General features: G+C 45.8%; 9 protein-coding genes. 4 read left to right on the top strand and 5 right to left on the bottom strand.

The window, feature by feature from the left end; genetic code table 11:
- Positions 1 to 153: 153 nt before the first annotated feature.
- Positions 154 to 756 carry a TetR/AcrR family transcriptional regulator gene (locus QZ371_RS05160; RefSeq protein ID WP_295210342.1) on the bottom strand — a complete coding sequence of 201 codons (603 nt, stop codon included), beginning with the start codon at positions 754 to 756 and terminating at the stop codon, positions 154 to 156.
- Between the two features lie 295 nt (positions 757 to 1,051).
- Here QZ371_RS05160 and QZ371_RS05165 point away from each other — a divergent pair, with 295 nt between their 5' ends.
- The 4 genes from QZ371_RS05165 (at position 1,052) to QZ371_RS05180 (ending at position 7,478) form a co-directional block, all read left to right on the top strand.
- On the top strand, positions 1,052 to 3,025 hold the full coding sequence (locus QZ371_RS05165; protein WP_366558700.1) for a diguanylate cyclase: 1,974 nt from the start codon (positions 1,052 to 1,054) through the stop codon (positions 3,023 to 3,025).
- 279 nt (positions 3,026 to 3,304) lie between these two features.
- The gene (locus QZ371_RS05170; RefSeq protein WP_295210344.1) at positions 3,305 to 4,633 is read left to right on the top strand and encodes a sensor histidine kinase; all 1,329 of its coding nucleotides are present in this window, start codon (positions 3,305 to 3,307) and stop codon (positions 4,631 to 4,633) included.
- A gap of 317 nt (positions 4,634 to 4,950) precedes the next feature.
- Entirely contained in the window at positions 4,951 to 6,006 is a 1,056-nt protein-coding gene (locus QZ371_RS05175) for a serine hydrolase (RefSeq protein WP_295210346.1), read from the top strand.
- 35 nt (positions 6,007 to 6,041) lie between these two features.
- Complete coding sequence (locus tag QZ371_RS05180) at positions 6,042 to 7,478, top strand: hypothetical protein (protein WP_295210348.1); 1,437 nt, start codon at positions 6,042 to 6,044, stop codon at positions 7,476 to 7,478.
- 68 nt (positions 7,479 to 7,546) lie between these two features.
- Here the strand turns inward: QZ371_RS05180 and QZ371_RS05185 are convergent, their stop codons facing one another.
- From QZ371_RS05185 to QZ371_RS05200, 4 genes are all read right to left on the bottom strand, one after another.
- Positions 7,547 to 9,142, bottom strand: coding sequence for an FAD-dependent protein (locus QZ371_RS05185; protein ID WP_295210349.1), 1,596 nt, complete (start codon positions 9,140 to 9,142; stop codon positions 7,547 to 7,549).
- A 63-nt stretch (positions 9,143 to 9,205) separates the two neighbouring features.
- On the bottom strand, positions 9,206 to 10,480 hold the full coding sequence (locus tag QZ371_RS05190) for a CdaR family protein (RefSeq protein ID WP_295210351.1): 1,275 nt from the start codon (positions 10,478 to 10,480) through the stop codon (positions 9,206 to 9,208).
- Positions 10,468 to 11,349, bottom strand: a complete 882-nt coding sequence (cdaA, locus tag QZ371_RS05195) for a diadenylate cyclase CdaA (protein ID WP_295210353.1) — start codon at positions 11,347 to 11,349, stop codon at positions 10,468 to 10,470. Before cdaA ends, QZ371_RS05190 begins: the two co-directional genes overlap by 13 nt.
- A gap of 365 nt (positions 11,350 to 11,714) precedes the next feature.
- Positions 11,715 to 12,473, bottom strand: coding sequence for an SDR family oxidoreductase (locus QZ371_RS05200; protein WP_295210355.1), 759 nt, complete (start codon positions 12,471 to 12,473; stop codon positions 11,715 to 11,717).
- Between the last annotated feature and the right edge of the window lie 14 nt (positions 12,474 to 12,487).

Below are 12,487 nucleotides of genomic sequence, written 5' to 3' on the forward strand. Positions count from 1 at the left end.
TGCTACGGCAGGGAGCATATGTATCTTGCATTGCAGCAGAGAAAGGCTGCCGGGAAAACTGACATTGACATTCCCTGTGAAGCTGTATGTGTCAAGTTTTATTATACAGGATTACTTCTTACTTTAAATTTTCAATTTGCAGTTTGCGATTTGCTATTTGCGCCGGATATCTTCCTGCCCTGTAATGTAAAGCATTAGGTGGCGCAGCAAAAACGTTATGTTGTCCTCCAGCGCCTCTTCGCAGAAAAGCTTTCGGTTCTCGATCATCAAATTAATGGTCTTGACCGTGTTCGCAACGTAACCAAGGTCAACATCGCTGCGGACGTTCTCGATAAATCCCAGCACAAACGCCGTTTCCTTTTTTGCGTGATCGCTTTCAAAGAAAACTTTTGTGTGCTCGTCATTTTTCAGCCAAGCGATATCATCGCCGCTGATGTGGCAGAAAAACGAGTTTTCAGGCGTGAAAAGACTGCTGTAAGTCTTGTAAAACTCCTCAGCAGGAACTTTCTTTTTGTCGCCCATTTCAGTGTATATCCGATCGTAAGCTTTCTGATCGTAATCGCTTATTATCGCATACGCCAATGCGCCTTTCGAGTCGAAAAAGCTGTAAAACGTGCCCTTTGCAATGCCAACGCTTTCCGCAAGCTCCGCAACCGTGGTGTTTTTTATGCCCTTTTCCTCGAACAATTTCATCGCCGCCGATTTTATTTCACCCTCGATCTCTTTTCGCCGATCACTTGAAAAAATCACAGGCATTTTCTCACCTCCAAGCCGCTAAATGACCAAACACTAAATCGGTCATTTATATATTAGCACTTCCTAACCAACTTGTCAAAGGGGGTTCGTAATTTTTTGTTGTGATGATATTATTTCACTGTAAGCAACAAATTAAAAATTCTATAAACTTTGAGTAAATTATATAACACTTAGCTCAAAAATTCATAGTATGTTATTTTTATCCTGTTGGAAATCCTATATAAATGGTGTATAATGAAAATGTAATATAATGCGTGAATAACTCGATCTCTGTCATAGAAAGTGGGGCAGCGTTGTGGAAGTAATAAGTGCGTTAAAGACTGATAAAGATGCAGGCACTCAAATGTCCAAAGAACAGGTCAAACAAGATATGAACGACCTTGGCAAGTTATTTGACTATGTCCGTCTGCTGAAAGCGGACGAGGTGGGCGGTGTTGCAAAAAAAACGCCTGTTGACGACAGGCTGAGACCCTGCAAGTGCTATGATTTTTGGAATAAGGAATCCCAATGCGAAAATTGCATTTCTATGAAAGCTCTCTATGAGAAAAGGCAGCGCACAAAACTTGAGATTATGGGCTCTGACGTGTTTCAGGTTTTCGCACGATATGTTGTCGTTGATGGCGAACCTTGCGTGATCGAGTATATAAAACGCCTCGATGAGGACTCTCTCGTAGGTTTTGATAATAATGAAAATCTGAAAAATAAGCTCTCGAAGTATCAGAAAGAGCTTTATCGTGACGCTTTGACAGGTGCTTATAATCGTCGCTATTTTGAGGATAAGATCAAAAATTCCCGTATGAGCGCAGGTGTTGTTATGATCGACGTTGACGACTTTAAGCTTTATAACGATACCTGCGGCCACGACGTCGGCGACCTTGTGCTTGATACGATCGTCAAAGTTATCCGAAAGTGCATAAGAAAATCTGATATCTTGGTGCGTTATGGCGGTGATGAATTTCTCCTCGTTATGCCCGAGATCAATGAAGAAGATTTCCCAATAAAGCTCAAACAGATCCAGCGCAGGATAAATAATTGCGACATTCCTGGCTATTCAAAAATACACGTTTCTGTAAGTATCGGCGGCGTGTTGGCCGATGATGAACCCCTTGAGGACGCTGCTACTCGTGCTGATAAGCTTATGTATCAAGCTAAGACGCAAAAAAATATCGTTGTAACCGAAAATACTGAGCTTAAACTCAAAACTGACAGTAAGAAAGAAAAAGTGCTGATCGTTGACGATTCCGAGATGAACCGTGAGATACTGTCGGAAATGCTCAGCAACGAATATGATATTTTGGAAGCTGCTGATGGCAAAGAGTGTCTGCAGCTGCTCAGTGACCTCGGTTCTGAGATATCCGTGGTTCTGCTGGATATAGTTATGTCGGGAATGGACGGCTTTGAGGTGCTGAATGTGATGAACGATCACCGCTGGCTAGATGATATCCCTGTTATAATGATATCAAGTGAGGACTCTGTTGACTCTATCCGCCGTGCATACGGCCTTGGCGTGTCTGATTATATAAGCCGACCGTTTGACGCAAAAGTCGTCTATCAGCGTGTGGACAATACCATAAAGCTTTATGCAAAGCAGCGTAAGCTTCTTTCTCTCGTAACAGATCAGATGCGTGAAAAAGAGAAAAACAACGAAATGATGATCGCAATTCTCAGCCATATCGTTGAGTTCAGAAACGGCGAGGGCGGCAAGCACGTTTTGCATATCAAATGTCTGACGGAAATGCTCCTCGACAGGCTGCTCCAAAAGACTGATAAATATATGATGAACTCATTTGAACGCTACCTTATCTCGCTGGCAGCTTCGCTTCACGATATCGGCAAGATAGGCATTGATGAGAATATACTCAACAAGCCTGCAAAGCTCACAAAAGAAGAGTTTGAGGAGATGAAAAAGCATACCGTTATTGGCGAGTCAATGCTTAAAGGGTTGGACTTTTACGCCGACGAGCCGCTTATACGGGTGGCGTTGCAGATATGCCGCTGGCACCATGAGCGTTATGACGGATGTGGCTATCCCGACGGCTTGAAGGGCGACGAGATACCGATATCGGCGCAGATAGTTTCCCTTGCGGACGTTTATGACGCATTGGTGAGCGAGCGTGTTTATAAAAAGGCATACAGCCACGAAAAAGCTATCAGTATGATACTTGGCGGCGAGTGCGGTACGTTCAATCCGCTGCTGCTTGAATGTCTTGCTGATATACAGGACAAGCTGAAAGTCGTGTTTGCCGATAATGATAGTAATGAAGAATAATGATTTTTACAGAGATAGACCAATATGGAGATATTGTGATATTCGTATTAATGTGTAAGACAATTCAGGAGTGAACAGAATGACGATAAAAGAGTGTTATGCGAAAATGGGTGCATACCCTCAGGGCGTGTGACTTGATCTCGGCTTTGACGATCTCTATGCGCCTAGTGCGTAGCTTACAGAAAAACTGAGAGGCAGAAAGCTTGAAGGTTATGAATCGCTGCACGGCACGGTCTGTGCAGCTTTTTTGTTTATACTGATTTGAAAGGGGCGGTGGCATTGCTGCTTAATGATGATTTTGTCTATAAAATAGTTTATTGTATCGCCTATGCCTTCAACGGCTTTATCGTTTATACATTTATGTCCACCTTTTTCGACACGGAATCTCTCCGTGTCCGCAAGGGTACAAGAGACCTTTGTTATATTGCATATGTTGTTATAACGAGCGCAGTTTATCTTATCTGGAATATAGCTATAGTGAATCTTGTCGCCAATGTGGCAGGGCTTATCGGGCTTACGCTGCTTTATTCCTCATCAAAGCAGGAGAGGATAACGGCGGCATTTTATACATACTTTTTCCTATTCGCCTCCGAGATCGTGGTGTATTTGCTGACGGGCTACAATATGATACCCGTCTTTGAACAGGGCTATTACCGTGATATCTTCGGCGCAATAATCTGCCGAGTGCTGTCATTCATCTGTGCCCTGCTGCTGAAAAACTTCAAAGCGCTGAAAAATAAGCAGAACGTGCCTGCTGTGCTGTGGTTCGCTTCGGTTTTCGTGCCGCTGTCAACGCTGATAATACAGACTATCATAATCTACTTTGTGGCAAACAGGTATGTGCTCATAATCTCAGTTTGTATGGTGGTGCTGCTCAATATCGTGTCTTTCACCCTTTATGATGGTCTTAATAAAATGTACACCGATAAAATGGAGAGCGCCCTTATCGAGCAGGAAAGAGAGCTTTATTATAACCAATGCCTTATAATGCAGTCCTCCGCCGATGGCTTGAAAAAGTTTCGCCACGATATAAGCAACCACCTTTCGGCAATTTACGAAATGCTGGAAAACAAAAGCTATGAGGACGCTGAAAGCTATGTCGGTTCGCTTATAAATATCAACAAAGCCAGCGTGGTGTATTCTCAGTCGGGCAATGTCATAATCGACAGCATTTTGAACTTCAAGCTCCAACAGCTTTCCGATATGGGCACGGACATAAGCTCTGAGATAACTATTCCGAAAGACCTGTCCCTTAATGCAGCCGATATGACCACCATACTTTCTAATATGATCGACAACGCAAGGGAAGCCCTTGAAAAGACCGACAATAAGACCTATTCTATCAGCATTGTTTATACCAAAGGCAGACTGATGATTCGTCAGCAAAATTCTTTCAGCGGTGATGTAAAGGTCGAAAACGGCAGGCTTGCCACCATTAAAAAGAACGCCGCTGACCACGGCTACGGCCTTGAAAATATCCGTGATACCGCAGAAAAATACGGCGGCTTTTTCAAGACCGATCATAGCGGCGACCTATTCACAACGGACGTGCTTCTGTATATAAAGCTGACAGATGATAACAAGGACAAGAATATGAAAACTGCGTGATAAGGCGATAAATGCCTTGACTTTATGCGCAAAATGTGGTAATATGTTTATTGATAACTATGTGCGAAAATTCTTTCGGCTTTGCGGGAGTTTTAGCTGAAAGTAATTCCGTAAGTATCAAAAGTATTAAAGGCAAAAGACCCGACATTGGCAGCGAAAAAAATGAGATATCAGGATTTAGATATGCTGCCTTAAAGTCGTAACGAATAGGGAGCAGATAAAGTTTGTTCACCCGGGTCAGAAAGAGAAAGAAGCTGACCTTGTTTTCAAAGTCTTTTTAGCAAGGCTTAAAAAAGACTTGTATAAAGAGGTTCGTTATGAAAAAGATAATTTTGGCGCTGTGTTTGTGCGTCGTAGCTGCGGCAGTTGGCTGCGGCAAAAGTGTAAGCTCTTCCAGCTCTGCGGATATAAAGGGAAGTTCTTCGGCAGTAATGGCCGAGGCTGATATCACCGATGATAGCGGAGTGGACAAGAGTGACAAAGATGATAAAAAACAAAAGCTTGAGAAATATGTAAATGAGCAAGTCGAAGAGGCTGTCGAGGATAATAAGCCCGAAAGCTTTAACGTTGACGGTGATTATAACTTCTATTACGATGGCTTTGACAAGGTTTATTCTAATGACAAGCTGAAAAAGTGCTTTGACAAGCTTGAAAAGATATGCGATGAGGCTGATTTTGATCTGTCTTTTTCGTATCAAAGTATGACCAGCAATGTAATCGTTTCCCACAACACTTATACGAGATATCTGACTTGCAGTACCATTAAAGCGCCTTATGTAAAGTCGCTTTTGCAGCAGGGTATCGACCTCGATACCGAGATAACTAGATATGATTGCTGGGACGGCGATGATGGCATGATAGCTCTCGAGCCATATGGCACAAAGCACACCGCAAAGGAGCTTATTGAGTATGCCATACAGGAATCGGACAACACCGCATATTACCTGCTGTGGAGGACTTTCGGCTATTATCAGTTCAACCAAAACCTGTATTCTCTAGGTGCGAATTGTACCCTTGGCGATAGCTGGATATTTACATATTGTACCGTAACGGATATGGCAAAGTGCTATAAGGATATTTACGATTTTGCTGAGGAAAACGAGCAGGGCAAGTGGCTTATAAGCCTTATGGAGGATACCGACCTTGAAACGCAGATAACTGCGGCGCTAGGCGGAAAGTATGATGTCGCCCACAAGTATGGCTCTGAGTTCAATGAATCGAATTTCCACGATTGCGCTATTGTCTATGCCGATTCGCCTTTCGTGCTTTGTATTTTCACGAATCAAATGCCCGAAACGGAAGAAAGCTGTAAAGTGTTTAAGGATCTTGCAAAGGTCTTTGACGATATAAACAATCTTATTGCAGAAAATTAGACGGGGGAACTTGTCTTAAAATGGGAGGAAAATTTATGAGCGAATACAAAATCTATTCTTTGCATATGGGCAAAGCAAAGTGCGCTGTCGATCTTGGCGACGGCTCTGAGAGAGGCGAGTATGTAAATCAGGATTACATTCTCAACAAAATGGGCAGACCGCATAGAAGCATTAGCCTTATGTACTGCTACTATCCGCTGGATAAGGAGTTCCCCGGAAGAATTTCCGAGGTTATGAAGGACGCTGATATCTCATTTGCTTGGGATTATCCATATGACGACTATTTCACATACAAGGGCGGCCTTGAGGGCAACACCGAGGGCGAGCCATTCACATTTATGAGAGACGTAAGACGTCACGGACAGGACGTTACTCTCACACTCACTATCGATCCACACGTTTCCGACGAGCAGCTTATCGCTATCGCCAACGATCTGAGACCATTCGGCAGACTGCTTCTTAGAATCAATCACGAAGCAACAGGCAACTGGTTCTCATTCAACAAGAGATGTACATATCAAGAAGTTGCAGATTTCTATTGCCGCTTCAACAAGATACTCAAGGAGCACGCTCCGAACGTTTCCACCATCCTTTGTATCGGCGGCGTTGAAGACCCTAACAAGAATGAGATCGAAAAGGAAGCTGAGTTCTCACAGGCTGTCAAGAAAACTGACATCTGGTCTGTTGACAAGTATATGGCGCTCCATTGGGGTTGGCCTTATGACGTTGCCGAAAGAGGCGGCACAAGCCATAAGAGAGACACAGTTAAGGCAACATACGATATGACAAAGCGTTCTTTCGAGAGATTCAAAGAGATCAACGGCGGTGTTGCAAAGCCAATGGTAATGAGCGAATTTAATGCCGACGGCGACGTTACAGGTCCATACGATCAGGCAGCAATGGTAAAGGAATTCTGCGATATGCTCAAAGCCGACGGTGAAAACTGGTTCTCTGGCTTTACATTCTATCAGTTCAGAGACAGAGGCCGTCTCGGACTTGAAATTCAAGACCCGAACTATGCAGATTGCGGTATCGAGCAGCCTGTTATGAAAACCTATAAGGAAATTATTCACGACGATTTCTTCAAGCCTTCAATGACAAGGGGCGAAGAGGTAACGCTCCCTTGCAAACTCCGCTGGGGCGGCTCAGAGGACGCAGAGGGTCTCGAGATCCCACTCCACTTTGAGAAGAACCCACACTTCTGCGAAGTTACATTTGATGATGATTCCAACATTATGATGGAGATCAACGGCAAATGGTTCTATAAGTCACCTGAGGCAAAGACTATCGACCTTATGGCAGCGTTCTTTGAGAAGCCGCTGGAGGGCGAAGCTGACCTCACTCTGAGACTGTTCGCACCTCCTGCAAGCGGCGAGAACGACCTCTCCATTGAGGACGGACTTATGAACAGCTATACAGAGATCAAGAAGCTCCCTGATATCCGTATCAGATTTGAACCTGTTGAGCTTTAATAAGCTAGTGAAAATCAAATAGCGAAAAATAAAAGGACGGCTTTGACCGTCCTTTTTTGCGTTATAAATTATTTATTATCACAAGGCGCTTGCCTTGCCATAATCTTCATAGCCGCCTTTAGCCCGTCAACAGCGGCGGACATTATTCCTCCAGCATATCCAGCACCCTCGCCGCAGGGATAAAGATTATCAGCGCTCAGCGATACCATATCAGCGTTTCGTGTAATGCGCACAGGGGAGCTAGTTCTCGTCTCAGGGGCGGTGAGCATTGCGCCGCCGTCGCCAAAGCACGCCATTTTTCCAGCGAAGTTTTTCAGTCCGCTCTCGAGCATATCCGTCACGAATTTCGGGAAAACTTCACGAAGCTCCACCGCCTCGCAGCCAAGACTGTAACTCTGTCTGACTGTTCCCTCAAGGCTTGGCAAACCGCTGAGAAAACCCGAAACTGTCGTGCCTGCGCCCTTGTATGAGCCCGTCAGCTTGTAAGCCTTGCGCTCAATGCTCCTCGCAAATTCCACGCCGTCAAGGGGCTTGTCGCCGAAATCTCTCGGCGTCACCGCAACCACCACCGCTGCGTTTGCGTTCTCGCCGTCACGGGCAAATTCGCTCATTCCGTTGGTGACAGTTCCGCCCATCTCCGAAGCCGACGGCACCACAGTTCCACCAGGACACATACAAAATGTGTAAACGCCACGTCCGTTCTTGTCACGCCAAGAAAGCTGATATTCACCCTTCGGCAGCAGGGGATTGCCGGCGTGCTCGCCGTAAAGGCTCTTGTCAACGTCCGCTTGCTTGTGCTCAATTCTCGCACCAACGGAAAACGGCTTTGCCTCCATAAAAATATTCTTGCGGTGCAAAAGCTCGAAAGTGTCTCTCGCCGAATGTCCTATTGCCAGTATCACCGCAGAGACTTTCTCCTCCTTGCCACCGGCGCAAATGCTGGCTATCCTGTCATTATCAAGCTTCAAATCGGTAAGTGCGCAGTCGAACCGCACCTCGCCGCCAAAATCGATAATGCGCTTTCTAATGGCAGTCACGATGTTGCGCAGATTGTCCGTGCCGATGTGTGGTTTTGCCTTTGTGAGGATCTCGCTGGGCGCACCGAAATCAACGAACCGCTCAAGAACATATCGGCAAAGTGGGTCTTTTATTCGTGTGGTAAGCTTGCCATCGGAAAAAGTTCCAGCGCCGCCCTCTCCGAACTGAACATTGCATTGCGGGTCAAGCTCACCCGTCAGCCAGAATTTCTGCACCGCCGCCGTCCGCTTGTCCATTGCGCTGCCACGCTCCAAAACTATCGGCTTGTAACCCTGCTCCGCCAACGCAAGCCCTGCGAACATTCCCGCAGGCCCGAACCCTGCGATAACAACACGCCCTTCAGCTTTTTTGGACGATATAACAGGCGCAAAGCCGCTTGGCTCAACATAGGTCAGCGACTGATTTTTTGCGCAAAGCTTCTTCTCAAGTTCGGCGCTGTCAAGTTCCGCAAACACCGAATGAACAAAGTGAATGTCGCTGCGCTTGCGTGCGTCAAGGGAAGTCTTGTGTATCTGACTGTTTTTGACGTGCCCAGCCCCAGAGCCAAGCTTTTTCATCGCCGCCGAGATTATCTCCTGCCCCTGCGCCCCAAGGGTCGATCTTATCTGATTTACTATAATTGGCATAAAGTCCTCCTGTGTTTTTACCGAAAAATAGGGACGAAAACTCGTCCCTATTTGTATGCGTTTTTATGAATCTGCCACAACGACCTGAATTTCATTGTTGCCATAGCCCCAAACGTTGTTGTAAGTCGGCGAATAGATTATTGCCTGCCTTGCATATGAGCCGGAATCGATAATGTCACTAAGGTCGATCTGAGCGTAAAGATCATCGTCCGAAAGCTTGTTTATAATGTCCTCAGGGCCGTAAACACGAACATTTGAAAGCTTCTTGGTCTCAACGGTGGTCTTTTTGCCGCTGGGCTTGCCCTTGACCACGATGTGATCTGAGGTGATAGAAAATTCCTTGTATGTGTAACCCGTCGGGTCAAATGTCACCTTCACCTGCTCATCGCCGTTCATATTGATCTCACCGGCGTTCAGCGGTATCTTGAAGCTGAAACTCTTGTCAAGGTCAATGTCGCTGAGGTCGATCGTTCCAACGTGGAGGACTTCCTTGTCCGAATCGTCAAGGTTCGGCGAAACAACGGATATCTCCGTCTCCGAAAGCTTCATCGGCAGGGAACTAACGTCAAAGCTGTCAAGGCAGTTTGTGATATCAACTTTAAGCTCCGCCGTCTTTTTCTTAAACACAACGAAGTTCACGTCAACGGACTTTGCGTCCTTTATCTCGAGCTTTGAGCTGTCCACAACGTTGTCGTCATCGTCATAGAATACGATATCCTGCGTGTTTATGGTGGTGTCTTCCGTGATCTTCTTTGACTTTGATATCTGCGCCACAGCCTTGCTGATGCTGTCAAGCTCGTTTTTCGGACCTTCAACAGTTATCTCGCTAGGCGTAACGTTTGTGTCCTTGAGGATATAGCCTTCCTCTGCGCTTATGAGCGGCGCTTCTGCGGAAAGCGGAACAGTCTTTGTTGTAAGCCTGTCAAAATCCACCGATACCGTGTCAGGGGTAACAGAAACCACAGTCACTTTGTCGGTCGAATGTGTGGACTTGACCTCAATGTCAAGATCGTAAGTGCCTTCTTTTGTAACGCCGTCAAGATTGACGCTCGCCACAAGGTCGGAAGCCGTGTATCCGCCTATCTCATAGTTCATACCCTTGATCTCAACGTCAACGGAAATATCCTTGTAATTGAGCGCCGAAAGCCCCTTGTCCTGAGCGGCCGTTCCGTCAAGAGAGAACACAACGGGCACGTTTGTGATAGTCTTGTTTATTGTAGGATACTGAGTGATCGAAAGTGCGAACCAGATTATCACGGCAATGATTATCGAAAGTATCCTAAGTCCGAAATCTGCGCCGTGCTTTCTTTCTTTTTTTGTCTTCTTTACTTTTTCCATTTTGAAATCACCCTTCCTGCAAAAGAATTTTCTCTAATGGAATTAGCGTCCTTCTCTGGGAGAAGTCTGTTGTCAAGAAGCTTTTTGAGAGAGTCCTTTGAATAACCTCTCGTAAGCTCGCCGTTCTCAGCCACGGAAATGTTGCCCGTCTCTTCCGATACAACAACAACGATAGCGTCCGAGTTCTCACTCATACCGATAGCCGCACGGTGTCTTGAGCCAAGCTGCTTGTTGATAAGTTCGTCCTTCTGCGGCCTCGGCAGAAAACAGCCAGCCGCAAGGATAATGCCGTCTCTTATGATAACAGCGCCGTCGTGAAGGGGCGTGTTCGGGAAAAAGATGTTGCCAAAAATAGCAGGGGAGGGGATACAGTTGAGCACCGTTCCCGTTGCGATCTGTTCGCCAAGCTTTGTCTTTCTCTCGCAGATTATAAGCGCACCTGTCTTTGTGGAAGAAAGGTTTGAAGTAGCGTCGCATATAGCGTCGATAGCCTTGCGCCAATGCTCCGTGTTATCGTCCGAGTCGCCTGAGCTGAAAAAGCTGAAGCCCCCAAGACTTGTTCGGCCAACCTTTTCAAGCACACGCCTAAGCTCAGGCTGGAAAAGAATGATAAGAGCGATGAAGCCCCATTGGAAACAGGTCTTGAGCAAAAATCTGATAGTTTGCAGATTGAAAAAGACAGCCAGCAAATAGCAGCCGATGAGGATAAGTATACCCTTTGTGAGCTGCTGCGCCCTTGTCTCACGAATAAGCTTTATACCGTGGAATATGAGAAAGGAGAGGATAGCTATATCGACAATGTCATTAATGCCAATTGATTTAAAAACGCCCCATACAGCGTTCAAAACGTAAGCGATACCGTCCAGCATATTTCACACCCTTTGCAATTTATTAGTAAATGCGCCGTCAAAGCGCAAGAATATTCACTTATAAATAGTATATCATATTTTATTAAAAAGTACAAGGGCAATAGCGAATTTTTTTTACATTTTTATTTGCCTTGCACAGCATTTTCAGAACAACAAAAAAGGACAGACCCGAAAGTCTGCCCTTAAAAATTGCTATTTTGCTTTTGCACAGTCGTATGTCAACGGGCGAACGCTGTTCGCCCCTACATATAAACAGCGTATTTACGCCAATTGTAGGGGACGGCGTCCTCGACGTCCCACTTTTGTCGGACTTTTTCAACAAGCTGAAGGACAGACCCGAAAGTCTGCCCTTAAAATTCTGTTTATTACAGCGTGCTGCCAAAGTCGGAAATGATTATCTGTCCCGTGATAGCCCTTGATTCGTCGCTTGCCAAAAACAGCAAAATGTTCGCAACGTCCTCAGGCATACAAGGCTGAGCCTTGAGATCATTGTGTGTCATCATTGCGCCGAACATATCCTTGTCAAGATTAGCAGCGTTCATTCCTGCAACCATCGGCGTAACGATAGTGCCCGGGCAAACAGCGTTGAAGCGTATGTAATCCTTTTGGAATCTAAGCGCAGCGTGCTTTGTAACGCCAATTATAGCCGCCTTTGATGAAACATAAGCCGCACCGCCGCAGCCCATTGCGCCTGCAACGGAAGCCACGTTCACGACGGAAGAGCCTGCCTTCATTCTCTTTGTGGCAGCCCTCATAACCTTCATCGTGCCTTTTTGATTTGTCTCAACGATCCTGTCAAGATCCTCGTCAGTAAACCTGTCGATGGGCTTTAACCCCTCTTCAAGAATACCAGCATTGTTTATGAGAACATCTATCTTGCCGAACTTTTCCATTACGGTCTCCATAAGCTTCTCAGGATCTTCGCCCTTGGAGATATCTGTCGGTACAGCAAGAACAGTTCCGCCGGCAGCGGTTATCTCACCTGCAACATTGTCAAGCGCTTCTTTTCTTCTCGCCGTGATAACAACAGTTGCGCCCTCTGCCGCAAAAAGCTTAGCAGTTGCAGCGCCAACGCCCGAATTTCCGCCTGTGATAACGGCAACTTTACCTTTTAAACGATTCATATAAAAAAGTCCTC

The organism is Ruminococcus sp. (assembly GCF_019423705.1).
Lineage (GTDB): Bacteria > Bacillota > Clostridia > Oscillospirales > Ruminococcaceae > Hominimerdicola.

Excerpts from the sequence above, each read along its gene's own strand:
- QZ371_RS05160 (WP_295210342.1), bottom strand. The coding sequence starts at position 756 with ATGCCTGTGATTTTTTCAAGTGATCGGCGAAAAGAGATCGAGGGTGAA.
- QZ371_RS05175 (WP_295210346.1), top strand. The coding sequence starts at position 4,951 with ATGAAAAAGATAATTTTGGCGCTGTGTTTGTGCGTCGTAGCTGCGGCA.
- QZ371_RS05180 (WP_295210348.1), top strand. The coding sequence starts at position 6,042 with ATGAGCGAATACAAAATCTATTCTTTGCATATGGGCAAAGCAAAGTGC.
- QZ371_RS05185 (WP_295210349.1), bottom strand. The coding sequence starts at position 9,142 with ATGCCAATTATAGTAAATCAGATAAGATCGACCCTTGGGGCGCAGGGG.
- QZ371_RS05190 (WP_295210351.1), bottom strand. The coding sequence starts at position 10,480 with ATGGAAAAAGTAAAGAAGACAAAAAAAGAAAGAAAGCACGGCGCAGAT.
- cdaA (WP_295210353.1), bottom strand. The coding sequence starts at position 11,349 with ATGCTGGACGGTATCGCTTACGTTTTGAACGCTGTATGGGGCGTTTTT.
- QZ371_RS05200 (WP_295210355.1), bottom strand. The coding sequence starts at position 12,473 with ATGAATCGTTTAAAAGGTAAAGTTGCCGTTATCACAGGCGGAAATTCG.